The 23064-nt window shown below is 63.8% G+C and carries 22 protein-coding genes; 7 read left to right on the forward strand and 15 right to left on the reverse strand.

The window, feature by feature from the left end:
* Positions 1-52 precede the first annotated feature (52 nt).
* On the forward strand, positions 53-922 hold the full coding sequence (locus AADX97_RS01725) for a restriction endonuclease (RefSeq protein WP_374231845.1): 870 nt from the start codon (positions 53-55) through the stop codon (positions 920-922).
* 290 nt (positions 923-1212) lie between these two features.
* Here AADX97_RS01725 and AADX97_RS01730 read toward each other — a convergent pair whose 3' ends face one another.
* Positions 1213-2082 (reverse strand): hypothetical protein, encoded by an 870-nt coding sequence (locus AADX97_RS01730; protein WP_374231846.1) that lies wholly within the window; start codon positions 2080-2082, stop codon positions 1213-1215.
* Positions 2083-2380: 298 nt separating this feature from the next.
* On the opposite strand from AADX97_RS01730, the gene AADX97_RS01735 reads away from it, so the two are divergent.
* Positions 2381-2638: a 7TM-DISM domain-containing protein gene (locus AADX97_RS01735; protein WP_374231847.1), complete on the forward strand. Its 258-nt coding sequence runs from the start codon at positions 2381-2383 to the stop codon at positions 2636-2638.
* A 168-nt stretch (positions 2639-2806) separates the two neighbouring features.
* Positions 2807-3268: a tyrosine-type recombinase/integrase gene (locus tag AADX97_RS01740; protein WP_374231848.1), complete on the forward strand. Its 462-nt coding sequence runs from the start codon at positions 2807-2809 to the stop codon at positions 3266-3268.
* A gap of 260 nt (positions 3269-3528) precedes the next feature.
* Here the strand turns inward: AADX97_RS01740 and purD are convergent, their stop codons facing one another.
* The 12 genes from purD to cutA form a co-directional block, all read right to left on the reverse strand.
* Positions 3529-4818 (reverse strand): phosphoribosylamine--glycine ligase, encoded by a 1290-nt coding sequence (gene purD, locus AADX97_RS01745; RefSeq protein ID WP_374231849.1) that lies wholly within the window; start codon positions 4816-4818, stop codon positions 3529-3531.
* A 207-nt stretch (positions 4819-5025) separates the two neighbouring features.
* Entirely contained in the window at positions 5026-5799 is a 774-nt protein-coding gene (gene lpxA / locus AADX97_RS01750; RefSeq protein ID WP_374232035.1) for an acyl-ACP--UDP-N-acetylglucosamine O-acyltransferase, read from the reverse strand.
* A gap of 231 nt (positions 5800-6030) precedes the next feature.
* Positions 6031-7590 carry a bifunctional phosphoribosylaminoimidazolecarboxamide formyltransferase/IMP cyclohydrolase gene (gene purH, locus AADX97_RS01755; RefSeq protein ID WP_374231850.1) on the reverse strand — a complete coding sequence of 520 codons (1560 nt, stop codon included), beginning with the start codon at positions 7588-7590 and terminating at the stop codon, positions 6031-6033.
* A 58-nt stretch (positions 7591-7648) separates the two neighbouring features.
* A complete protein-coding gene (locus tag AADX97_RS01760; protein ID WP_374231851.1) occupies positions 7649-7957 on the reverse strand; it encodes a helix-turn-helix domain-containing protein in 309 nt (102 codons plus the stop codon).
* Positions 7954-8952: a tRNA dihydrouridine synthase DusB gene (gene dusB / locus AADX97_RS01765; protein WP_374231852.1), complete on the reverse strand. Its 999-nt coding sequence runs from the start codon at positions 8950-8952 to the stop codon at positions 7954-7956. The genes AADX97_RS01760 and dusB overlap by 4 nt, the downstream gene beginning before the upstream one ends.
* A gap of 310 nt (positions 8953-9262) precedes the next feature.
* Positions 9263-10165, reverse strand: coding sequence for a 50S ribosomal protein L11 methyltransferase (gene prmA, locus AADX97_RS01770; RefSeq protein ID WP_374231853.1), 903 nt, complete (start codon positions 10163-10165; stop codon positions 9263-9265).
* A 286-nt stretch (positions 10166-10451) separates the two neighbouring features.
* The gene (accC, locus tag AADX97_RS01775; protein WP_374232036.1) at positions 10452-11792 is read right to left on the reverse strand and encodes an acetyl-CoA carboxylase biotin carboxylase subunit; all 1341 of its coding nucleotides are present in this window, start codon (positions 11790-11792) and stop codon (positions 10452-10454) included.
* 91 nt (positions 11793-11883) lie between these two features.
* Positions 11884-12339: an acetyl-CoA carboxylase biotin carboxyl carrier protein gene (accB, locus tag AADX97_RS01780; RefSeq protein ID WP_374231854.1), complete on the reverse strand. Its 456-nt coding sequence runs from the start codon at positions 12337-12339 to the stop codon at positions 11884-11886.
* Positions 12340-12341: 2 nt separating this feature from the next.
* A complete protein-coding gene (aroQ, locus tag AADX97_RS01785; RefSeq protein ID WP_374231855.1) occupies positions 12342-12803 on the reverse strand; it encodes a type II 3-dehydroquinate dehydratase in 462 nt (153 codons plus the stop codon).
* Positions 12804-12910: 107 nt separating this feature from the next.
* Positions 12911-13477: a TlpA family protein disulfide reductase gene (locus tag AADX97_RS01790; protein ID WP_374231856.1), complete on the reverse strand. Its 567-nt coding sequence runs from the start codon at positions 13475-13477 to the stop codon at positions 12911-12913.
* 17 nt (positions 13478-13494) lie between these two features.
* Positions 13495-15987, reverse strand: a complete 2493-nt coding sequence (locus AADX97_RS01795) for a protein-disulfide reductase DsbD (protein ID WP_374231857.1) — start codon at positions 15985-15987, stop codon at positions 13495-13497.
* Positions 15966-16295 (reverse strand): divalent-cation tolerance protein CutA, encoded by a 330-nt coding sequence (gene cutA / locus AADX97_RS01800; protein WP_374231858.1) that lies wholly within the window; start codon positions 16293-16295, stop codon positions 15966-15968. Before cutA ends, AADX97_RS01795 begins: the two co-directional genes overlap by 22 nt.
* Before the next feature lie 154 nt (positions 16296-16449).
* On the opposite strand from cutA, the gene AADX97_RS01805 reads away from it, so the two are divergent.
* The 3 genes from AADX97_RS01805 (at position 16450) to groL (ending at position 19087) form a co-directional block, all read left to right on the forward strand.
* Positions 16450-16875: an FxsA family protein gene (locus AADX97_RS01805; protein WP_374231859.1), complete on the forward strand. Its 426-nt coding sequence runs from the start codon at positions 16450-16452 to the stop codon at positions 16873-16875.
* A 143-nt stretch (positions 16876-17018) separates the two neighbouring features.
* The gene (gene groES / locus AADX97_RS01810; protein ID WP_374231860.1) at positions 17019-17309 is read left to right on the forward strand and encodes a co-chaperone GroES; all 291 of its coding nucleotides are present in this window, start codon (positions 17019-17021) and stop codon (positions 17307-17309) included.
* A 128-nt stretch (positions 17310-17437) separates the two neighbouring features.
* Positions 17438-19087 carry a chaperonin GroEL gene (groL, locus tag AADX97_RS01815; RefSeq protein ID WP_374231861.1) on the forward strand — a complete coding sequence of 550 codons (1650 nt, stop codon included), beginning with the start codon at positions 17438-17440 and terminating at the stop codon, positions 19085-19087.
* An 85-nt stretch (positions 19088-19172) separates the two neighbouring features.
* On the opposite strand, the gene AADX97_RS01820 is transcribed toward groL, so the two are convergent.
* Both AADX97_RS01820 and AADX97_RS01825 read right to left on the reverse strand, forming a co-directional pair.
* A complete protein-coding gene (locus tag AADX97_RS01820; protein WP_374231862.1) occupies positions 19173-19574 on the reverse strand; it encodes a hypothetical protein in 402 nt (133 codons plus the stop codon).
* A 344-nt stretch (positions 19575-19918) separates the two neighbouring features.
* Positions 19919-21700: a metallophosphoesterase gene (locus AADX97_RS01825; RefSeq protein ID WP_374231863.1), complete on the reverse strand. Its 1782-nt coding sequence runs from the start codon at positions 21698-21700 to the stop codon at positions 19919-19921.
* A 440-nt stretch (positions 21701-22140) separates the two neighbouring features.
* On the opposite strand from AADX97_RS01825, the gene AADX97_RS01830 reads away from it, so the two are divergent.
* The gene (locus AADX97_RS01830; RefSeq protein ID WP_374231864.1) at positions 22141-23013 is read left to right on the forward strand and encodes a hypothetical protein; all 873 of its coding nucleotides are present in this window, start codon (positions 22141-22143) and stop codon (positions 23011-23013) included.
* Positions 23014-23064 lie beyond the last annotated feature (51 nt).

Consider the following 23064-nt stretch of genomic DNA (forward strand, 5'->3'; position numbering starts at 1 on the left):
TAGGGTCGCCGACACCCGCGATCACCAACAGCTCAAGGAAGCGACACAACGCATGGCAAAGCGCAACGGACCTGAGTTTCTGAGATTCTGTATCCCCATCGTCGAGGTCCTGCGTGAGCTGGGGGGGTCCGGACGCCCCGCGGAGGTGACGGATCTCGTGATCGACCGCATGCGCATCCCGGAAGCGGAGCAGGAGGTCACCAACAAAAACGGCGGCTCACGGATCCGCAACCAGATTGCCTGGGCACGTTTTTACATGGTCAAGGCGGGTCTGATCAACTCGTCTCAGCGAGGCATTTGGGACCTCACCGAAAAGGGGCGCGCAAGCGAGCTGGATCGGGAGTTCGTTCTCGCGCTTTTCCGGGGCGCGCAACGGGAGTCTATCTCGGAGCGCAAAACGGTTCAGGATGTAGAGCCAATCCCAGCGGATGATCAGATCAATCTCGACAGCGTCGACGAGCACCTCGATTACAAGACATTGCTGCTTGCAACGCTCCAAGCGCTCCCGCCTGAAGGATTCGAGCGGATCTGCCAGCGACTTTTGCGCGAATCGGGGTTTCAACAGGTCGCAGTGACCGGTCGCTCGGGTGATGGCGGAATCGACGGGCATGGAATTCTGCAGATCAACCCGCTCGTATCCTTCAAGGTTCTTTTCCAGTGCAAGCGTTACCGCGGATCCGTACCCGTATCCGCCATTCGCGATTTTCGCGGCGCACTTCAGGGTCGCGCCGACAAGGGGATCGTCCTGACAACCGGTACCTTTACGACAGATGCCAAAAGGGAGGCGATCCGCGACGGGGCGACGCCCATCGAGTTGGTTGACGGGGACAAGCTGGTCGAGATGTTCGAGGCACTCGGGTTGGGGCTCCGCCCGAAAAAGGACTACGACATTGACCAACCGTTCTTCGACCAGTACCGATGACCTCGACATCTCGGGCCGCGATCAATGGAACACTCCGGCACGGCCGGCGACCAAACACCGCACTTACGCCCTGCCGAGGAATTACCATTCTTGGATCGGACCAAGGCAATTCCCGAGCGATTCGAATCCTGTAGTCAGTTGTGCTGACGAAAGGAAGCACAACTTGCACCGATGGTTGGTTGTGCCTCGCACGGCTCGGCACAACCACGGCCGGCAGGAACCAAACCCCACGCCTGCGTCAGGCCGATCGTTTGGCGTTCCTAAACGCCGGACCCACTCCCGCCGAAACCTCATTCCAGGTCTTCGCGACCCCTTCCGACCACGATCTGCTCGATATTCAGGTAGTCGCGTAGCCGTTCGATGACCCGGGTCAGCGCAGGCACCACATCCGGATCCTTCATACGCACGCGATCGATACCTTCGCAGCGGCCGAACAGGGCTTGGATGAGGTGCTCCTCGGTTTGGACGTGTGCACTGAGATCGTCGAACAACCGAGCAACCTCGCTGCGTGTCGGTGAAGCGTCAACGGCGACGAAGAGGTCGTTCAGGGCATCGAGCAATCGCGCCGCATCGACACCGAGCCCCAGCTCCGCGGGACTCAAGGTGACCCGCCGTTCGGACACGCGCCCGACCCAAACCCGGAAGCTCTCCCGCTGCAGCGAGTGGTAAAGGGGCGCCTCGCTGATCAGGAACAAAAGCAGGTTGCGCGGGTTGGCGTAATAGGGCGCGTCGCGCACCAGCCAGCGCCGTTCGCGGATCAAGCGATGCACCCTGATATGCTCGCGGAAATCGGCCGCCTGCAACTGGTCCAGGATCAGCACCGTGGAGTCGGCCTCGCTCAGAGCACAGGCTTGGCTTGCGATGTCGTCGAGCGGGTCGACCGCAGAGGCCTTGCGTCCGAACTCGTCGGTGCCCGGCGGCAGGATCACGTCCGGCGTGGGCGGCTCTTCGTCCGAAAAGTCGTGATAGAGGATGTGCGGGGTATCGAGTGCATGGGCGAGCGCGGTCGCGAAGGCGGTCTTACGGCGCTCGCCGTCGCCTTGGATATTCAAGGTGCGAATCCGGTTCGGCGCCCCCTTGAGCAGACAACGCACCTGAAAGTCGTAGTCGTCGTTGGACTCGAAACCGTGCTCGGCCATGGACTCGCGCAGTGTGCTCATGGCCCGATGATAGCGCCGACACGACGACGATGCCTGATATGCACCGCGCTCGGGAACTTGTTCTCCAGTCTCCCGGGGCGGGCCTTGAACGCCGCTTGTCGGCATCGCTCCCGTGGGCTGCCTACTGCCGAAGAACGACTTGCTCCCGAGCTCTCTACTCTCCTCGGGCAATGCCGACAATCTTCATGTCTGTCGGGCGATCTGCGTGCTCTGCCCTTTGGTCGGCCTGGCGCCGCCGATATCCGCCGGACCGGTGAGCACTGATGCGGCGAGCCCCGACTCGCCGAGCGCTGATGTAATGTCGGCAGGCCGCCGGGATCCGATCCTCCTGGGGCCGCGGTACCAGATGCTGGAAGACCCTGCGGGGAACCTCGACTTGGCTGCCGTCATCGCATCCGCGGGTTTCGCGCCGCTTGACCTTGGCGAAGATCCCAATCTCGGGTACTCGCAGTCCGCATGGTGGTTCAAGACTGTGGATGGCGGCGATTCCACCGGTGGCCAATTGGTCGATGACATCGATTGGATGGACAGAGGGCTCGCTCGGCGTGTGCGCTAAGGGCGGGCGGCGTATCAGGTTACCCTTACCGATCGATGTTGGAGAGGCGATCGTCGCCTATCACCGGCACGGGCGACCACACAGCGGCAGCCGGCGCCTATTGTTGCGCCACAAGGCCCCCGGTGCGCGGTTTCTTGAGCCAGTGCGCAGTCGGCTCGGTCGTTCACCATGCGATCGAGCGCGCACGCGTTCAAGCGCCGACCCACGGCACCCATCAGTTTCGCCACGCGCTGGCCACCGGGATGCGACTCGGCGATCCGCTCCTTTCTCCGCTACGCCGCCTTTGAGCGGCCGGAGCATGCGGCGCAGATCCAGCGCGTACTCGCCATCCCCTCTCAGCGCTTCACCCGAGCTGTGGTCGCGTTTATCACGCGCGCGGAGGTCGATGCCTTACTCGGCGCACCGAACCGCGGTACTTGGTTCGGCCGACGCGATCACGCCTTCCTCTTGGTGGCCGTGCAGACGGGCCTGCGTCTGTCGGAAATGACCGGACTGACACGCGAGGACATGACCCTCGCTACCGGCGCTCATCTTCGTGTGATCGGCAAGGGTCGCAAAGAACGGTGCATACCGCTCGCCAAACATTGCGTCACAGCGGCAAACGGGGTTAAACAGGTATTGTGTACGTGAATTCCGTCCGGATTGGCCGCCCGGATCGGTTCTGGAAAAAATCCTGTCGAATCCGCTACCCTGTCGATGTGCGCATCAACAGGTCTGAGTGCCGGGCGACTCGCGACCTCATCGCCCGTCGGCAGCTGTTGGATCAGGATATGACCGACCTCGACACACGCAAGCACCTGAACCCCGCCGCTTCGTCTGCGATACCTGACACTCGACAGAGGTTTCCACCATGCCCGAGCTGCATCCGCAATTCGTCACCGACCCGGTCTTCAGCTCGACCGCTCACGGGCGATCGCCCGATAACCGATGTCGCGCCGGAACTGACAGCCCTCCCACCGAATCGTCTCGATGGCTTGGTAGGCTCGGGATTGGGCCTCCGAAACGCTGTTTCCGAGTGCGGTGACGCAGAGGACGCGTCCACCGTTGGTGAGGATCGCCGCTCCATCCGCCCGGGTGCTGGCCTGGAAGACCTTGACGTCCGAGGCCAGAGCGGTGTCCAGCCCGCTGATCGGGTGGCCGGTTTTGTAGCCGTCCGGATAACCACCGGCCGCCATGACCACGCCCAGCGCGGGTCGAGCATCCCAGACGGCCGTGACCTGATCGAGACGACCTTCGGTCGCGGCCAGGCAAAGCTCGACCAGGTCCGACTCCAGACGCATGAGCAGCGGCTGGGTCTCGGGATCGCCAAGCCGGCAGTTGTATTCGAGCACCTTGGGCGTCCCGTCGGCGGCGATCATGAGCCCGGCGTAGAGGAAACCGACATAATGGATGCCCTCGGCGGCGAGCCCGGCGACCGTCGGCTCGATCACCTCGCGCATGACGCGATCCTGGATCGCCGGGGTGACGATCGGCGCCGGTGAATAGGCGCCCATACCGCCTGTATTGGGTCCGCGGTCGCCGTCATCGCGGGCCTTGTGGTCCTGCGAGGTGGCGAGCGGCAGGATGTGCGCGCCATCGACCATGACGATAAAGCTCGCCTCTTCGCCGGTCAGGAATTCCTCGATGACCACGCGGTTGCCCGCGCTGCCGAAGCGCCCTGCACTGAGCATGTCCTGCACCGCCGCCTCGGCGGTCGCGAGATCCTGGGCGAGGATGACGCCCTTGCCGGCAGCGAGCCCGTCGGCCTTGATCACGATGGGCGCGCCGACCCGGCGCAGATAGGCAAGCGCGTGCTCGGTCTCGGTGAAGACGCCGTAGGCAGCCGTCGGGATGCGATGGTGCGCGAGGAAGTCCTTGGCGAAGGCCTTCGAGCCCTCGAGCTGAGCGGCGTTTCGGGTCGGTCCGAAACAGCGTAGACCGGCCCCCTTGAAGGCGTCGACGACGCCCGCAACCAGCGGTGCCTCCGGGCCGATGATCGTCAGGTCGATCGCCTGCTCGGTTGCGAAACGCACCAATGCCGGAACGTCGTCCGAGGGGATCGGCAGATTTTCCACCTTGGGCTCGTGCGCGGTTCCGCCGTTGCCGGGCGCAACGTAAACGCGTTCGGCCAGCGGCGATTGTGCGGCCTTCCAGGCGAGGGCGTGCTCGCGCCCGCCATTGCCGACGATCAGGATCTGCATACCTGTCTCTTCACCTTTTAAACCGCGCCTAGTGCGGTATGCGATGTTTTTGGATGGGAGCGGCCCCGGCAGATTCGACGAGCGCTGGAGCCGGCGCGGTTTAAACTATTAAACAATAAATTATTTTAAACCACGTCCCGGCTAAGGGTCGTAGATGCAGCAAATGTCGATCTCACTCACGAATCAGCATTTCGTTCTGGACGCGGTTTAAAACGAGACGACGCCGCGTCGGCTCGACTGGATGAATTGGACGATGGCTTGGGTCTCGGGTCCGGGGTACTCCTGCTCGGCACGGGCCAACGCCTCGCCCGCGCGCAGACCCGAGCGAAAGACCAGCCGATAGACGGCCTTGATGCGCGTGCGCTGCTCCTGCGAAAAACCGCCGCGGCGCAAGCCGACCACGTTGAGCCCCACGATGCGCGCTCGATGGCCATCGACCAAGGCGAACGGCGGCACGTCCTGCGCGACACCCGTCACCCCGGCGACCATCGCATAGGCGCCGATCCGACAGAATTGATGCACGGCGACCTGACCCGAGAGGAAGGTCCGATCCGCCACCTCGACATGGCCGGCGAGCGTGGCCGTGTTGGCGAAGATGTTGTGATCCCCGACGATGCAATCATGGCCCGCGTGCGAGAAGGCCATCCAATAATTGTGACTGCCGATCAGGGTCCCAGCCTCGGATTTGATGCCGCAACTGATGTTCACCCCTTCCTTGAAGTGATTGTAATCGCCGATTACCAGCGGCCGCGCCAGCTCCGGCTTGAAACCGAGATCCTGAGGCTCCGAGCCGAGCGTCGCCCCGTGACAGACCCGGTTGTGCGCACCCATCCGCGTCGCGCCGTAGATCCGCACGCAGGACTCGACCCGACAGCCTTCGCCGATGACTGCCCCGGACTCGATGATCGAATAGGGGCCGACACTGACGGAGGGATGCAGCTCGGCACCCTCTTCGATGATGGCACTCGCATGGATGCCCATTGAACCGCGTCCTGTGTGAGTCTTGGAGTCCGCCCCTAATGTGTAGTCGCTCATCGTCCGTGACTCGCGCCGACACATTCCGGATGAGTTCGCATCTCAACGGGCGCCAGCATTCCACAACCACTGTTGGTAAAAAAATTAAAATATCTTAAACCGCGTCGACTCCGGCGTGGATCAGCCGCTCCGAGGGCGATCCGAAACGAAAACCGCGTTCGTGAGGCCGGACGCGGTTTAATGCCTGAAATGACGCATCCCGGTAAAGACCATCGCGACCCCGTGCTCGTTGGCCGCGGCGATGGTCTCCTCGTCGCGCATCGAGCCGCCGGGCTGAATCACGGCCGTGATGCCTACCGCCGCGGCCTGGTCGATCCCGTCGCGGAAGGGGAAGAAGGCATCCGAGGCCATGACGGCACCGGCGACCGCGAGGCCCGCCTGCTCGGCCTTGATGGTGGCGATGCGTGCGGAGTTCACACGGCTCATCTGGCCGGCGCCGACACCGATGGTCATGGCGTTGCGGCCATAGACGATGGCGTTGGATTTGACGAACTTGGCGACCCGCCAGGCGAAGAGCAGGTCGGCCAGCTCCTGCTCGCTCGGCGCGCGCTCGGTGACGGTCTTCAGCGACTCGGTCAGACGCAGGTCCGCATCCTGGACCAGGAGTCCGCCGTTGACCCGCTTGAAGTCGAGTCGATGCACCAGCTCGCTGTCCCACTCGCCGCATTCGAGCAGCCGGACATTCTTCTTGGCCGCGACCGCTTCGCTTGCCTCGGCGGTGACGCGCGGCGCGATGATGACCTCGACGAACTGACGCTCGACGATGGTTCGGGCCGTCTCGCCGTCGAGCTCGCCGTTGAAGGCGATGATGCCGCCGAAGGCCGATTCCGGGTCGGTGCTGTAGGCGCGCTCGTAGGCGTCGAGCAGGTTGGCGCCCAGGGCGACGCCGCACGGGTTGGCGTGCTTGACGATGACGCAGGCCGGGCCCTCGGAGAACTGCTTCACGCACTCGAGCGCCGCATCCGTATCGGCGATGTTGTTGTAGGACAGCTCTTTGCCTTGGATCTGGCTGGCGGTGGCGATGCTGGTTTCCAGGTCGCCGTGCTCGACATAGAAGGCCGCGTTCTGATGCGGATTCTCGCCGTAGCGCATGGATTGCTTGCGACCGAGCTGCAGGCTCAGGGTGCGCGGGAAGGCGCCGGGGACATCGGTCGCGAGCCGTGCGCCCAGATGGTTGGCGATGGCGCCGTCGTAGCGGGCGGTGTGCTCGAAGGCCTTGACCGCCAGATCGAAACGCGTTGCCTCGCTCACGCCGCCGTGCGCGGCGATCTCGGCGGCGATACGCGGGTAATCGGCCGCATCGACCACCACGGTGACGCTCCCATGGTTCTTGGCCGCGGCGCGCAGTAGGGTCGGGCCGCCGATGTCGATGTTCTCGATGGCCGTGGCGAGATCACAGGCCGGATCGGCCACCGTCCGCTCGAACGGATAGAGATTCACGACCACCAGATCGATCGGCTTGATCTCGTTCTCGCGCATCACCCGGTCGTCGACACCGCGACGCCCGAGGATACCGCCGTGGATGCGCGGGTGCAGGGTCTTGACGCGACCGTCCATCATCTCGGGGAAACCGGTGTAGTCCGCGACCTCGGTGACGGGGATGCCCTCTTCGGTCAGGAGTCGGGCGGTCCCGCCGGTGGAGAGGATCTCCACACCTTTGGCGGCCAAGTGGCGGGCGAAGGCGGCCAAGCCGGTCTTGTCGGACACGCTGATGAGGGCGCGATGAATGGATGGCATGTGGGTCGATCCAGTTCTGATGATCTGAGGGGGGCGGCGTTAAGTCCGGCGATACGGTTCAGCGTGCGCGCTCGATCCCGTAGGCGGCGAGTCGTTTGCGCAGCGTGGCGCGCGTCAAGCCGAGGATCTTCGCGGCCTGGCTGAGATTGCCTTTGGTGTGGTCCAGAACGGTCTCGAACATGGGGCGCTCGACCTCCTCGAGCACCAGGGCGTAGAGGTTGACCACATCATGGCCGGCCATGTTCTCCAGATAGAAGCGTAAGGCGTCCTCCACGCATTTGCTCAATGGATCGGTGCGACCCGCCTCCACCACTTGCAGCCCCGTCGATGTCGGTTCGGATACGCTGTCGAAGGCGACTGAATTCATGCTGCTTGATTCTCCGTTTCGGGGCATTGCTCGAAGAAGGCGGCGACCCGCGACAACTGCTCCGCCGGGGTTTCTGTCCCGTTGACGATGTCTCTGAAGGCCGCTGCACCCGGTAAGTGACGGCAGTACCAGGAGATGTGTTTGCGTGCGATCCGCACGCCGGCATGGGCGCCGTAAAACCGATACAAGGCATCGAGATGCTCGCGCAGGAGCGCATGGATCCAGTGCCGTTGCGGCTCGACCGGCAGGGTACCCGAGGTTAGGTAGGCCGCGACGTCGCGGAAGATCCAGGGACGCCCCCGGGCCGCGCGTCCGATCATGATAGCATCGGCGCCGGTACAGTCCAGAACCTGTTTCGCCCGTTCGGGGCTCGCGATGTCGCCGTTGGCGATCAGCGGTATCGTCACGGCTGCACGGATGGCAAGGATCGTGTCGTACTCGGCGGGTACCGCATAACTACAGGCGCGCGTGCGCCCGTGAACGGTCAAGGCGGCGATTCCGCACGCCTGCGCGATCTGCGCAATGCGCAGGGCATTGCGGGTCTCGGGCGACCAGCCGGTGCGGATCTTCAAGGTAACCGGGACAGGGACCGACGCGACCACCGACTCCAGGATCCGCCCGACCAGGACCTCGTCGCGCAGCAGCGCGGAGCCCGCCGCGCGTTTGCAGACCTTCTTCGCCGGACAACCCATGTTGATGTCGACGATGTCGGCGCCCAGGTCGACATTGATCCGGGCCGCTTCGGCCATGTCGAGCGGATCCGCGCCGACGATCTGCGCCGACACCGGACCGGCCTCGCCCGCGTAGTCCAGACGCCGCACCGATTTGCGCGTACCCCAAAGCGCGGTGTTCGACGAAACCATCTCGGCGACCGTGAGCCCCGCACCCAAACGCCGACAGAGCGCACGGAACGGCCGATCGCTGATCCCGGCCATCGGCGCGAGGATCAGATTGCTCTCGAATCGGTGTGGGCCGATGGTGAAGGTGGGGTGCATGGGATGACTCGAAACGATCCGAAACGGACCTGTACGGGGCCGGGATGATCGGAGCGCACTCCGGCATTGGCGCCGCCCCGGGTTCGCAAGCTCCCCCGGCCTACGAACAATCACCCGTACCTAAACCGCGTCCAGAGTGAAAAGCGTCGTTTTCATTGTGTGTCGGGCTTAAGGATTTTTCCGACCTTTGTGGAGACGCGGTTTAGAATTTAATATCTTTTAATATCTTAAACCGCGCCGACTCCAACGGTCGTTAAGTCTGCCGGGGCCGATCCCATCCACAAACATCGCATACCGCACCGGGCGCGGTTTAGATGCGCGTCCCGCAGATGAGCGCCCAATCCTCGCGCAGGCGTGTCGGTGTGAGCGCGAGGTGCTCGGAATAGGCCGCGCGGACCGTCTCGACCTGTTCGGCAAGCACGCCCGAGACGGCCAGCGTGCTGCCCGGTCGCAGCGACGCGACGAGCCGAGGCGCCAGCGCGATCAGCGGCCCGGCGAGGATGTTGGCGATGGTCACATCGACCTTCAGCTCGGGCACCTCGTCGGGTCCGTAGATGGCGAGCCGGTCGGCCACCCCGTTGGCGAGTGCGTTGTCCCGCGTCGCCTCCAGGGCCTGAGGGTCATGGTCGACGGCGATTGCACGTGCAGCGCCTAAGCGCAGCGCGGCGATCGCCAGGATCCCCGAGCCGCAACCGTAATCCAGAACAGTCTTGCCGTCGAGGTCGGTACCATCGATCCACTCAAGGCAGAGCGCGGTGGTCGGATGATGCCCGGTCCCGAAGGCCAGCCCCGGATCCAAGGCGACCACGACGGCCTCGGCGATGGCCTCGGGAGCATCCGGATCCTGCCCGTGCGGACAGACCCAGAGACGCCGACCGAAGCGGGTCGGCTTGAAGGTGTCGAGCCAGACGCGCTCCCAGACCTGATCCTCAATCCGTTCGACGAGAGGCGGGCTAGTCACGCCGGCGCGCTGTTCACGAGCCAGCTGCTCGGCCAAGCGGCCAACCAGTGCCTCGCTCTCGGGCTCCGCATCGAACAGCGCCGAGACCTTGACCAGCGACCAGAGCGGCGTCTCCCCCGGCCCAGGCTCTAGCTGAGGCTCGTCCGCCGCATCCGCGAGCGTCACCGAGAGCGCCCCGGCATCCTCCAGGAGCGCGATGACCCCCTCCGCCTCCGGCTTCGATGCCTCGATCGAAAGCTGCAGCCAACCCATTTAAATCGCGTCCCGCAGAATATGCGCAGTGTTCATTCGCCCTCGACCTCGCACGAGTCCACAAGCGCTGGAGCGGACGCGATTTAAGTGATTAATAGATTAAATGAATTGCGTTGCACGATGGCTGCGCGGAGTCCGATCCGGCCCCGAGATTCGACCTGCCTCGAAGCCGGTCCAAGTCACTCAGTGTTCTTAATTTCCTGAACCGCGCCCAGTCGAGGCATCAAATCGCGCCGAGGCCGGCTTTACCTCCAACATCGCATGTCGCTTGAAACGCGGTTCAGTCCTACATGCCGAGCTTTTTCTCCAGATAGTGGATATTCGCCCCGCCGGCGAGGAACGCCCCATCACTGAGGATCGACCGCTGCAGCTTGATATTGGTGTTGATCCCGTCGATCACGGTCTCGCGCAGCGCATTGCACATCCGCGCAATCGCGGCCTCGCGGTCCTCGCCGTGGGTGATCAGCTTGCCGATCATGGAGTCGTAATAGCGCGGCACCGTGTAGCCGGTATAGATGTGCGTTTCGAGCCGCACGCCCGGGCCGCCCGGGGCGTGGAACTCGGTGATCTTGCCGGGGCTCGGCATGAAGGTCTCGGAGTCTTCGGCGTTGATACGGCACTCCACGGCATGTCCGCGGATCACGATGTCGTCCTGCTCATAGCGCAGGGGTTCTCCGGCGGCGATTAGGATCTGCTCTTTGACGATGTCCACGCCCGTGATCATCTCGGTGACCGGGTGCTCGACCTGCACGCGCGTATTCATCTCGATGAAATAGAAGCAGCCGTCCTCGTAAAGAAACTCGAAGGTTCCGGCGCCGCGATAGCCGATGGTGCGGCAGGCCTCGGCACAGCGCTCGCCGATCTCGCGGCGTTGCGCCTCGGTGATGCCGGGCGCGGGGGCCTCTTCGACGACCTTCTGGTGACGGCGCTGCATCGAGCAGTCGCGCTCGCCGAGATGGATGGCGTTGCCGTGCTGGTCGGAGAGCACCTGGAACTCGACATGACGCGGGTTTTCCAGATACTTCTCCATGTAGACCATGTCGTTGTTGAAGGCCGCGGCGGCCTCCGCCTTGGTGAGGGAAATGGCGTTCAGCAAGGTCGCTTCCGAATGCACGACCCGCATGCCGCGACCGCCGCCGCCGCCGGATGCCTTGATGATCACCGGATAACCGATCTGACGGGCGATCTCCAGGGTGCGTTTCTTGTCGTCGTCGAGCGGGCCATCGGAGCCGGGCACGCAGGGCACACCGGCCTTGTTCATGGCGGCGATCGCCGAGACCTTGTCGCCCATCAGGCGGATGGTTTCGGGTCGCGGACCGATGAAGATGAAGCCGGAGCGCTCGACCCGCTCGGCGAAATCGGCGTTCTCGGAGAGGAAGCCATAGCCCGGGTGGATGGCGACCGTGTCGGTTACCTCGGCCGCGCTGATGATGGCCGGCACGTTGAGATAGCTGAGCAGCGAGGCGGCCGGGCCGATACAGACCGACTCGTCGGCCAACAGCACATGCTTGAGGTCGCGATCGGCTTCGGAGTGCACCGCGACCGTTTTGATGCCCAGCTCGCGACAGGCGCGCAGGATCCGGAGCGCGATTTCGCCCCGGTTGGCGATCAGGACCTTCTCGATCATTGCAGGCATGGTGGCGATGTCTTTGCTGGAGGAGGCGCGGCGCATCGAGGATCGCGCCGGCGCTTGACGACGGGGGCAGCGCCCTCCGCCCTTATTCGATGACGAACAGCGGCTGGTTGTACTCGACCGGCTGACCGTTCTCCACCAGGATCCGTCTGATGATGCCGCCTTGCTCGCACTCGATCTGGTTGAGGATCTTCATCGCCTCGATGATGCAGAGCGTATCGCCGGACTTCACCGTCTGGCCTTCCTCGACGAACGACTTGGAGCCGGGAGACGGCGCACGATAGAAGGTGCCGACCATCGGCGAGCGCACGACCTCGCCTTCCATCTCCTCGGCATCTTCTTCATCGGATGCCTTTACGGCTGGCGCCGCAGCCGGCGCGGCGCCGAAGGCCATCGGCATCGCTTGAGGCATGTACATCGGCATGGCGCCGCTGCCGTGCCGGCTGATGCGGACCGATTCCTCGCCTTCGTGGATCTCGATCTCCGCGACGTCGGATTGCTCCAACAGCTCGATCAGCTTCTTTACCTTGCGGATATCCATGGTCAGTGATTCTCGTTGGAAAGGTCCGGCGCGAGCCGACCGGCCGCCGCGCGCAATGCTGAAAAGTAGCCTTCGGCCCCGAGTCCACTGATCACCCCGACGGCGATGTCGGAGAAATAGGAGTGGGCCCGAAACGGCTCCCGGGCGTGCACGTTGGAGAGGTGCACCTCGATAAAGGGAATCCCGACCCCGAGCAGGGCATCGCGCAAGGCGACGCTCGTGTGGGTGAAGGCGGCGGGATTCAGGATGATGAAGCGAACCCCGTTGTGCGCGGAATGGTGGACCGCCTCGATCAGGACATGCTCGGCGTTGCTCTGGATGCATTCCAGCGTGAAGCCCTGAGCCCGTGCCGCATCCTCCAAGCCCTGGTGGATCTCCGCCAGCGTGATGCGGCCGTAATGCTCCGGCTCGCGGGTTCCGAGCAGGTTGAGGTTCGGTCCGTTCAGGACCAGGATCGCCGCCATCCGGTCAATGTGCTCCAACGCGTCCGAGACTCAGTGTACCCGCCGGTCCCTTAGGGATCGGCAGCAAACCGGCGCGAATTGTGCGGATTTTACGCGATGTTGTCCAGCTAAGACGCGTCCTTGTCGGGCGCCGGACGATCCTCCGACTTGACCAGCGCGTCGAGCTCGACCTTGAGCTCGGCGGCCGTGACCTCGCCGATGCGACTGAAGACGCGGCGCCCGCGGCGGTCGAAGATGACCGTGAAGGGCAGTCCTTCGACCCGGTTGCCGAGCCGCTTCGAGAGGGCCACAGCCTCCGGGGTGGCCATCAGGATGGGGTAGTTGACCGGGTACTGGGCGACGAACGCCTCGACGTCTTCACGGCGATCCACGGCGATGCCGACGACCTGCACGCCGGCCGCGCCGAGTGTCTCCTGTGTCTGGATGAAGAGCGGCATCTCGCGGATGCAGGGTGGGCACCAGCTCGCCCAGTAGTTGATCACCACGACCTTGCCGGCCCATGCCTCGCTGCTCGCCTCCAAGCCGGTGAGGTCGGTCAGGCCGAAGTCGGGCAAGGTCTGAAGGGGCGCAGACTGGCGGACCGACAATCCCGCCTCGGGTTTCGGGGCGTCGATCCAGCGTTGGCTGACGACGGCGACGCCGATGCTGATCCCGCCCGCAAGCAGAATGACCATCCCTACTCGAACGGCGTTCATGGCACGGCCCGGCGCAGGTGCTCGACGAAGTCCTTGGCGGGCTTGAAGCCGACCAAGCGATAGTTCTTGAGCTCTTCTCCTGCAGTGTCGAAGTAGAGGATGGCCGGTGGCCCGATGATGCCGAAGTGTTTCATCAGGGCCTGATCATCCGCGTCGTTGGCCGTGACATCGGCCTTGAGCAGGACGAAGCGCCCCATCTCCGCGATCACCGCCGGGTCGCTGAAGGTGTAACGTTCCAGCTCTTTGCAGGTTACGCACCAGTCCGCATAGAAGTCGAACATGACCGGTTTGCCGAGCGCCCCTGCCTTGGCGACCTCGCGATCGAGGTCCTCGACCGTCTTCACGGTGGTAAAGACCGCCTCCGCGGCGCCACCACTACCGCCACCGCCCAGGGCGAGCCCCCGCAGCGGTTGGACCGTGTCTTTGCCGCCGGCCGCTGCACCGAGCAGCATGAGCGCGCCGTAGATGAGCAGGAAGACGCCGAGCCCCTTCCAAAGCTTGCTCCAGCCGCTTGCACCCTGTGGCAGCTGGGTCAGTGCGCCCATGTAGACCGCGGAGCAGATCAGGAGCAGCCCCCACAGCAGCATCGCGACCGCCGGCGGTAGGATCCGCTCGAGCATGAAGATGGCGACGCCGAGCAGGGCGACGCCGAACACCGCCTTGACCGCATCCATCCAGCCGCCGGCGCGCGGCAGCAGCTTGCCGGCCGAGGTGCCGATGGCGATCAGAGGCACGCCCATGCCCATACTCAGCGCGAACAGGGCGATACCGCCAAGCACCGCGTCCCCGGTCTGGCTGATATAGATGAGTGCGCCGAAGAGCGGCGGAGCCACGCAGGGTCCGACGATCAGCGCGGAGAGCAGGCCCATGATGGCTACACCGATCAGGGTGCCGCCTTCCTGCTTGTTGCTGATCTCGGCGAGCTTGGATTGGAAGCTCGACGGCAACTGCAGGTCGTAGAAGCCGAACATGGACAGCGCAAGCAGCACGAAGATCAACGCGAAGGAGGTCAGGACCCAGGGGTTCTGGAAGGCGGCCTGCAGATTCGCGCCGAAGAGCCCCGCCAAGACGCCGACGACCGTGTAGGTCAAGGCCATCGCCAGGACATAGACCAGCGACAGTGTGAAGGCCTTGCGTGTGGTGATGTTCGGGCCCTGTCCGGCGATGATGCCCGAGAGGATCGGGATCATGGGGAAGACGCAGGGCGTGAAGGCGAGCAAGAGGCCGAACCCGAAGAAGGCCGCAATCACCACCCAGACGCCGCTGTTGGCGAGGACGGAGGCGATCCGGTCTTGCTCCGAGACCGTGTCGTCTAAGACTGCCGGCGCGCTTGCCTGCGCCGCATCGGCCGTCGTGGCCGCGGTTGCTGCCGTCGGCAATACGGCCGTCACCAGCGCCTCCGGCAGGCTCAAGGTCACCCTTTGCGTCTGCGGCGGATAGCAGATGCCGATCTCGGCGCAGCCCTGATACTCGGCGATCAGGGTCACCTCGGTCGGCTCGCTCGACCCGCGCAGCAGGGGCAGGGTCAGATCGACCCGGTCGTGATAGACCTCGACGTCGCCGACGCTGCCGTCGGGAAGGACCGAGTCCTTCTTGATGTCTCCGGCGGGGCGCTCGAAGGGCCCGATGGCGACCTCGCTCCCGTCCTCGAGCGCGAGCTCAAGCATGTGGCTGTAGAGATACGTCCCCTCGGCGATGTCCCAGGTTAGTTGCAGCCGGTCCGGGCCGGCGACCTCGGCCGAGAAGAGGAACGCCTCCTCGGCGGGGAGGATGTCGTCGTCAGCACCCAAGCCGAGCGATTGGCCTAAGCCCGGCAAGGCCTTCGCCGATTGCTCGCCCTGAATCGGCGACCGACTCTCGGCGGCGGGTGTGGTCTCGGCCGCAGTCGTGGATGGTGTCTTGGCTGCGGCTGGCGTCGCGGCAGCCATCTCCGGCAGTTCGAGCAGCAGGCGCTGGCGATGCGGCGGGTAGCAGAGCCCGGCATCGGCGCAGCCCTGCGAGGTGGCCTCGAGGGTCAGAAAGTTGCCCGACCCGGTCGAGCGCGTCACCGGCACCCGGATCTCGACGCTGTCGCGATAAATCTGGACCTTGCCGAAGAACTCGTCCTCCTTGGTCTGCCCGGCGGGCATCTGCGGGCTGCCGGTCGAAATCCCGACGGTGTCCGTCTGGAACCCGAACTTGCTCTGATACATGTAGTAGCCGTCGGCGATCTCCCAGCGCACCCGAACGGTGTCCGGGCCGTCCGCCTCGCCCGAGATGCGGAAGGCCTGATCGGGCATCAGGAACTCGTCCTCCGCCAGCGCTGTCGGCGCCGCCGCGGCGACGAGCAGCCAGGTCAAGGCGACGGCCAAGAGCCGTCCCGCCGCAAACCCTTCGGGCGATGGCCGATGTCCCGGATCCTGTTGTTCGGTGGCGGTGTCGTCGATGGCGGTTTGGCGCCGTTCGACGGCGGCCCCGATTCCGGGGCTCAGTCGTTGTGGTCGGTGCATGTCGTTACCCAGCTCAGATAGTCGGGGAGTCCCTCGGTGACGGGGACCGCGATGATTTCCGGAATCTCGTAGGGATGCAATGCGCGCAGGCGCTCGGTCAATGCGGCGACGCGCGCGGTCGTCGTCTTGATCAAGAGCAAGACCTCGGGATCGCGCTGGATCTGACCCTCCCAGCGATAGATTGAGGTGACGCCCGGCAGCAGGTTGGCGCAGGCAGCAAGCCGCTCATGGACCAGGGCCTCGGCGATGCGCTCGGCCGTGGTCTCGTCGGGACAGGTGCAGAAGATCAGGCGATGGTCTGCCGTCATGCGGTGGCTCGGCGGCGTTTCATAAGGTTCGGGGTTCCACTATCCTGCAACGGACCGGCCTTCTTCTACCACAATGTTTGTCGGTTTAACCCAGGTTTAAGGGATCTCGGTCGACCGAGCGCGGACCGACCGACCACTTCGGGAGACTATTATCGTGCCTTTTTTGTTTCTGCTGATCATCATCGGAATCCCGATGATCGAGATCTACATCATGATCCAGGTCGGTTCCGAGATCGGGGCATTTCCGACCATTGCCCTGGCCATTTTTACCGCCGTCGTCGGGATCTGGCTGGTCCGCCACCAAGGCTTCGGCCTGCTGATGCGGGTGCGCGAGGTGACCGACCGCGGCGAGGTCCCGGCATTGGAGGTCTTGGACGGCGCACTGCTCCTTGTTGCGGGACTCTTTCTGCTCCTTCCGGGCTTTCTGACCGATACGATCGGGTTTTTGTTGCTTGTCCCGCCCCTGCGGCATTGGATCGTCGGGCGCTATGTCCGGGTGATCCCGGTCCGACCCGGCGCGCCCCCCGCAGGTGATGAGGGTCCGAGGGTGATCGAAGGCGACTACCGCCGCGAAGATTGAGGCCCGTCTAACCCTCCGGCGCTTGACAGACGAGGATAAGGCTCTACTATTAGCACTCGTTTGAGATGAGTGCTAACAGAGCGGGCCGCAACGGGCTGCTCACCCGCGCTCCGAACCCGTCAACCGCACGAGGAGACCACCACATGAAGATTCGTCCGCTGCATGACCGCGTTGTTGTCCGTCGCATGGAAGAAGAGCGCACGACCGCCGGCGGCATCGTGATTCCGGACTCCGCCACCGAGAAGCCGATCCAGGGCGAGATCATCGCCGTGGGTAAGGGCAAGATCCTCGACAACGGCGAAAGCCGCCCGCTGGATGTGAAGGTCGGCGACCGCGTCCTGTTCGGCAAGTATTCCGGCACCGAAGTGAAGCTCGACGGCAACGAGTTCCTGGTGATGCGCGAAGAAGACATTATGGGCGTCATCGAAGGCTGATGCCGAGTGCTTCCCTCCGGGAAGCCCGCATCCATGCCGACCGTAAGCCCCGCGAGCGAGCCGCGCAGGCTCAATCCGCGTCCCTTAAAGCATCGAATCCCAAAGAATCGAATCAAGGATCATCACTAATGAGTGCAAAAGACGTCAAGTTCGGCGGTGAAGCCCGTGCCCGCATGATGGATGGTGTCAACATCCTCGCCAACGCCGTGAAGGTCACGCTGGGTCCCAAGGGCCGCAACGTGGTCCTCGAGAAGTCATTCGGTGCCCCGACCGTCACCAAGGACGGCGTTTCCGTCGCCAAGGAAATCGAGCTGAGCGACAAGTTCGAGAACATGGGCGCCCAGATGGTGAAGGAAGTCGCTTCTCACACCTCCGACATCGCCGGCGACGGAACCACCACCGCGACCGTTCTGGCACAGGCCATGGTCCGCGAAGGCCTCAAGGCCGTGGCTGCCGGCATGAACCCGATGGACCTGAAGCGCGGCATGGACAAGGCCGTCGAGGCGGCTGTGGAAGAGCTCAAGAACCTCTCCAAGCCCTGCACCGAGTCCAAGGCGATCGCCCAGGTCGGCACCATCTCGGCCAACTCCGACGAGTCGATCGGCGAGATCATCGCCGAGGCGATGGAGAAGGTCGGCAAGGAAGGCGTCATTACTGTCGAGGACGGCACCTCGCTGCACAACGAATTGGATGTCGTCGAAGGCATGCAGTTCGATCGCGGCTACCTCTCGCCCTACTTCATCAACAACCAGCAGAGCCAGAGCGCCGAGCTGGAAGACCCCTTCATCCTGCTGCACGACAAGAAGATCTCCAACATCCGCGAGCTGCTGCCGGTCCTCGAATCGGTCGCCAAGTCCGGTCGTCCGCTGCTGATCGTTGCCGAGGATGTCGAAGGCGAGGCGCTGGCCACCCTGGTGGTCAACACCCTGCGCGGCATCGTCAAGGTCTGCGCCGTCAAGGCACCGGGCTTCGGTGACCGTCGCAAGGCCATGCTGCAGGATATTGCGATCCTGACCGGCGCGACCGTGATCTCCGAAGAGGTTGGCCTGTCGCTCGAGAAGGCGACCCTGAACGATCTGGGTACCGCCAAGCGCGTGCAGGTCGCCAAAGACGAGACTACCCTCATCGACGGTGCCGGCTCCGAGATCGACATCAAGGCGCGCTGCGAGCAGATCCGCGCCCAGGTCGAAGAGACCAGCTCCGACTACGACAAGGAAAAGCTCCAGGAGCGTCTGGCCAAGCTGGCCGGCGGTGTTGCCGTCATCAAGGTCGGTGCCGCCACCGAGATGGAGATGAAGGAAAAGAAGGCACGCGTCGAAGATGCACTGCACGCCACCCGTGCTGCGGTCGAGGAAGGCATCGTCCCCGGCGGCGGTGTCGCGCTGGTCCGTGCCCAGACCGCGGTCAAGGGTCTGGTCGGCGCCAACCACGACCAGGACGTCGGCATCACCATCGCGCGTCGCGCCATGGAAGAGCCGCTGCGTCAGATCGTCGCCAACGCCGGCTGCGAGCCGTCCGTCATCCTGCACAAGGTTCTCGAAGGCTCGGGTAACTTCGGTTACAACGCCGCCAACGGCGAATACGGCGACATGGTCGATATGGGCATCCTGGATCCCACCAAGGTCACCCGCTCGGCGCTTCAGAACGCTGCGTCGGTTGCCGGCCTCATGATCACCACCGAGGCCATGATCGCCGAAGAGCCCAAGGACGACGCCCCGATGCCTGGCGGCGGCGGTATGGGCGGCATGGGCGACATGGGTGGCATGGGCATGATGTAAGCCCGGCCTTCTGAGTCTAGCCCTAAACAAAAGCCCCGCCCCGAGTCTTCTCGGGGCGGGGCTTTTTTGCTGGGTGCTGGTTGGATCAGCGCTTGCGCGGCATGATTTCGATCACTCGTATCCAGTCGCTGCCGACAAAGGCATCGCCGTCCGTCGTGGCACCGATCAGAATCAGCTCGTTGTCTCCGCCGATCACGAGACCGTCAAGCGACTTGACTGCGGCCGAATTGAACTTGGCAACGAAATTGCCCCGATCGTCAGCCTTCCAGCTCTGGATCGGTACCCCGTTGAGCTGAACCGAGTAGGCGACGACATCGCCATAGGCGATGTCGGTGTGGACGGTGACCACCTCGCTGGAGCTGCCGATATTGAGCGTCCCGGGCGCGATCTGGATCACTGCCTCGAATGCCGGTATCTGAGCCGTCACGGCCAACAGACATAGGCCGAGCGCCATGCCGGAAACACGCGAAATCTGATTCAAAAACATGATTATACCCCTTGGGTGCTACGAACACTTCCGGACGCCGTCGCGGCGGCGTAGGCTCGTCACGGTTTCTATGCTCCGTATTTGACCCTAGAATGTCCGTGGCTATCAGTGAGTATAGACCGCCATTTCCGGCGCGCTTGTCGCGGTCGCGCGCGAGCGTGGGGTCGGGTCTTGCGGCGCGCACTTAGGCGAATTCCAGGGACCCTTACACAAAGGGCGTAGGTTGTGCCGAGCCGTGCGAGGCACAACCAACCGTCGGCGCAAGTTGTGCCTCCTATCGTCAGCACAACCTACGGGTACGGAATTTTGCGGAAATCGCCTTAGGAGCGGGGCGTTCCACGAACCTATTGCTTCAAGACGAATTGGTCGACCATCCGGACGTCCGAATCGGGGCTGCCGGTGTCGAAGGCGTAGCTGGTGACCGACCCGTCGGCGGTGTCGAGGATCGAGAAGAGTGTGAGCCGATCGCTCGCGATGTAAGGCAGAACCCGGTCGCCGTCGGTTTCGGGGTCGATGCTCGGCGGGATGGGCTCGAGTCCGTTCGGGTCGCCCTGAGCGGTGGCGTTTGCGGGGTCCCAGGGTGGCGGCGGCACCGGACGCGTTTGGCCCCCGAGCGCATGGAAGGCACCGAAGCTGTTGCCGACATTCGAGGTTTCGAGGTAATGCACCCCGCGATCGAAGAAGCGGTTCCAGAGGTGGGAGTGTCCGTTGACGACGAGCTGCACACCGCCCTCTCGAAGCAGCGGCTCCAGGTCCCGGACCAGATGATCGTCGGAGCGCGGATACTCGTAGCGCACGCCCGTGAGTGCCCCGTTCGTGTCGCGCTCTTCGATGCGCACCGGATCGGTAAAGGGGGGCGAGCTGTTGGCGCCTAAGCCGTGGATGGGGTGATGCATCAAGACGACGCGGTACTTGGCGTTGCGGAACGCGGGACTCGCCAGCTCGCGCTCGAGCCACGCGAGCTGGTCGCTGCCGCGGTCGATCCGCTCGAAGATGTGCTGCCCCCAGCCTTGGTCGAGCGGGTCGTGCGGGAGCGGATCGACCTCCCGATAGCGGCCCGGTCGAGCGGCGTCCAGCTTGGGCGTACGCCAGATCTGGGTGACGTAGAGCCCGACGACGCGGATGTCGCCGAAGGTCTCGGCCCAGTAGGTCTCGCCGCCGGGTGAGTCGGCCGGCAGCGTGAAGAGCTCAAGATAGCTGTCGAGGTTGAAGCTGTTGTCCTTGATCCAGCGGGCGCGGATCTCCGGATCACCGCTCGGATTGATCTCTCCGGCACGCCTTTCGTAGGCCGTTTCGGCGACGGTGCGCGGGACCGCGGCGTTGTATTCGTCGGCGAGACCTCGGCCGGGCCGCGGCCGCCCCATGACTTCGTGGTTGCCGATGACCGTGTAGAGCGGCGCATATTGGATCAGGCGCCCGCCGCGATAGCGGGTCTCGCGTCCGTCTTGGCCTTTGATGATGGCCGCAGCGCGACCCTGCAGGGCCGGAAAAAAGGCGGTCCCGCGGGCATCGTCGAACCACTGGGAGGCACGATCCGGATGATTGACCAGATCGCCGACAACGAAGACGGCATCGACCCGTCCGACCGTCTCCTCGACCTTCTGAAGGTTGGCGGGCGTCATAGGGAGCGTCTGGTGATCCGATGTCAGAAGGATCTTCAGGGCCTGGCCGGGCGGCGGTTTGGGCGCGAGTGTGTAGACGTCGCTCGGCACCCCCCTGCCCGAGTCGTCGAGGCTGAGCACCCGGTAGGGGACGCGCTCGCCCGGCCGAAGCCCGTCTGCCCGCGCGACGTGCCGCCAGAGTGGTCGTTCGACCGGACCGTTCGGCGAATCCGCCGGAGGACGAGAATCGTCGTCCTCGCGCATGCGCGAGAGTCGAATGGTCTCGGCCTCGGACACCCGGACAGCGCGATGAGCGCCGACGGCGCTGCGCGGATCCTCCGCGAGGCGAACAAGGTCTGCTACTGCGAGGTCCGCGACGTCGGCACCGTACAGGAGCCAGTGGCGACGCCCCTGGAACTCGGTAATCCAAGCGACCGCGACCGAGTCGTCGGTCGGGTGCTGCAGATAGGGGTCGGTGAGGAGCTCGGAAGTGATGGGCTGATCCTCGGCGGGTCCGGCGATCATGGTCGGGGCGCTTGTCAGGAGCAACCCGAACAGACTAGATCGCAATAGAAGGACGAGGGTCCGAGAGCGCGCGCAGGGTTCTTGCTCTAAGACTCTCGGAAGCATCGCTCTTCGGCTCATGATCACGTCGACCTCATGCACTGTCGTTCTCCTTGGACCTCAATCTAACGGCTGCCAATGACGTTTCGGTGACACTCGATGATTGGCTCCGCCACCCGGACCTCGCATCCCTTGATTCTGCTTCGCGGTTCTCTCGACGGTCTAACCAAGCCGGGCCGGGTCTCTCTCCTGCCGATGGGAACGCCGACCCCGAGGACGGGCTGATCGATGTGAGACGCCCGTGAACGATCGCGTTGTACTTCAAACTTGAAAACGTCAGCCCTTGCTGCGACCTTAATCGCGTATGGCGCCCCGCTCTACCGGCCTTATGGCGATTCTCGATGAAAAGACCGTTCACCGCCGTTCTTACCCTTGGTCTGCTCTTGATGTCTAATGCCGGAGCGCTGGGTGCAGACCCCGTCGACGACCCGGCATTCGACCGTCACCGGTTCGCGAAGCACTACATGTATGGCACGCTTACCCGGCAATCGGCTGCTGATGTGTTCAAGGGAACCGAACAGCCCTTACTGAAGTTTGAAGTTCTCGACGACCCGCCCTCGCTCTTTGTCAACTTCGAGATCAGCCCCGACAAGGTCGACGACCTTGTCGAGTTTTTGGCTTTACCGCCAGGCTTTGCCTTGACGCCGATCGCCATCCTCGAAGGTGAGACTCCTCGCCTCTATCTCTCGTTGAACATCTATGCGGTTTATGGGCTGCGAGGACTCCTGTCGGGGAATCGGGCGGAGTGGTCCGTCTACGTGACCAAAAATGGAGGCCGCCCGTCTTACATGGTCGTGGATGCCAGAGCCAGTGAGTTGACGCTGGATTCCGTCAATTGGTTTACTCCTGGCACGGAGCTGATACACGGCAAAACCAACGACGGGCTAAGCAGTGTTGTCGTCGCCGATGAGGGCACATCCTTCAGATCGTTGGTGACTCAAGCCGGCATTTTGAATGCCGGGCGCGTCTATCCGGAGCCCTCCTGGGTCTCTGCCAATGATCGGATCTACTGGCGTGACGGCGTCGCTGACCGGACCTACTACGATGGGGATTTCGTCGACACGCCGATCCTTTCCGTGGATCCCGATGACATGACAATGCTGGATGATACCCTGTGGCGTCAGTTCGTGATTCCGCGACCAGTCAGCGTTCTGGTGTACGAAACCGGCTTCGAGCTGGTCATCTCCCCGTGGTACAACCTGGATCCGGAATAGGGGGCACGGCGTTCAGGCTCGGTTGTTGTCAAGGAAAATGTTGCGTGCAGC

Origin of the sequence: Thiocapsa sp. C2-2m, from assembly GCF_041903745.1 — a bacterium.
Lineage (GTDB): Bacteria > Pseudomonadota > Gammaproteobacteria > Chromatiales > Chromatiaceae > Thiocapsa > Thiocapsa roseilacustris.

What these genes read in the sequence shown, in the direction of transcription:
- AADX97_RS01725 (WP_374231845.1), top strand. Translation starts at nt 53, where the DNA reads ATGGCAAAGCGCAACGGACCTGAGTTTCTGAGATTCTGTATCCCCATC.
- AADX97_RS01730 (WP_374231846.1), bottom strand. Translation starts at nt 2,082, where the DNA reads ATGAGCACACTGCGCGAGTCCATGGCCGAGCACGGTTTCGAGTCCAAC.
- AADX97_RS01735 (WP_374231847.1), top strand. Translation starts at nt 2,381, where the DNA reads ATGTCGGCAGGCCGCCGGGATCCGATCCTCCTGGGGCCGCGGTACCAG.
- AADX97_RS01740 (WP_374231848.1), top strand. Translation starts at nt 2,807, where the DNA reads ATGCGATCGAGCGCGCACGCGTTCAAGCGCCGACCCACGGCACCCATC.
- purD (WP_374231849.1), bottom strand. Translation starts at nt 4,818, where the DNA reads ATGCAGATCCTGATCGTCGGCAATGGCGGGCGCGAGCACGCCCTCGCC.
- lpxA (WP_374232035.1), bottom strand. Translation starts at nt 5,799, where the DNA reads ATGGGCATCCATGCGAGTGCCATCATCGAAGAGGGTGCCGAGCTGCAT.
- purH (WP_374231850.1), bottom strand. Translation starts at nt 7,590, where the DNA reads ATGCCATCCATTCATCGCGCCCTCATCAGCGTGTCCGACAAGACCGGC.
- AADX97_RS01760 (WP_374231851.1), bottom strand. Translation starts at nt 7,957, where the DNA reads ATGAATTCAGTCGCCTTCGACAGCGTATCCGAACCGACATCGACGGGG.
- dusB (WP_374231852.1), bottom strand. Translation starts at nt 8,952, where the DNA reads ATGCACCCCACCTTCACCATCGGCCCACACCGATTCGAGAGCAATCTG.
- prmA (WP_374231853.1), bottom strand. Translation starts at nt 10,165, where the DNA reads ATGGGTTGGCTGCAGCTTTCGATCGAGGCATCGAAGCCGGAGGCGGAG.
- accC (WP_374232036.1), bottom strand. Translation starts at nt 11,792, where the DNA reads ATGATCGAGAAGGTCCTGATCGCCAACCGGGGCGAAATCGCGCTCCGG.
- accB (WP_374231854.1), bottom strand. Translation starts at nt 12,339, where the DNA reads ATGGATATCCGCAAGGTAAAGAAGCTGATCGAGCTGTTGGAGCAATCC.
- aroQ (WP_374231855.1), bottom strand. Translation starts at nt 12,803, where the DNA reads ATGGCGGCGATCCTGGTCCTGAACGGACCGAACCTCAACCTGCTCGGA.
- AADX97_RS01790 (WP_374231856.1), bottom strand. Translation starts at nt 13,477, where the DNA reads ATGGTCATTCTGCTTGCGGGCGGGATCAGCATCGGCGTCGCCGTCGTC.
- AADX97_RS01795 (WP_374231857.1), bottom strand. Translation starts at nt 15,987, where the DNA reads ATGCACCGACCACAACGACTGAGCCCCGGAATCGGGGCCGCCGTCGAA.
- cutA (WP_374231858.1), bottom strand. Translation starts at nt 16,295, where the DNA reads ATGACGGCAGACCATCGCCTGATCTTCTGCACCTGTCCCGACGAGACC.
- groES (WP_374231860.1), top strand. Translation starts at nt 17,019, where the DNA reads ATGAAGATTCGTCCGCTGCATGACCGCGTTGTTGTCCGTCGCATGGAA.
- groL (WP_374231861.1), top strand. Translation starts at nt 17,438, where the DNA reads ATGAGTGCAAAAGACGTCAAGTTCGGCGGTGAAGCCCGTGCCCGCATG.
- AADX97_RS01820 (WP_374231862.1), bottom strand. Translation starts at nt 19,574, where the DNA reads ATGTTTTTGAATCAGATTTCGCGTGTTTCCGGCATGGCGCTCGGCCTA.
- AADX97_RS01825 (WP_374231863.1), bottom strand. Translation starts at nt 21,700, where the DNA reads ATGATCGCCGGACCCGCCGAGGATCAGCCCATCACTTCCGAGCTCCTC.
- AADX97_RS01830 (WP_374231864.1), top strand. Translation starts at nt 22,141, where the DNA reads ATGAAAAGACCGTTCACCGCCGTTCTTACCCTTGGTCTGCTCTTGATG.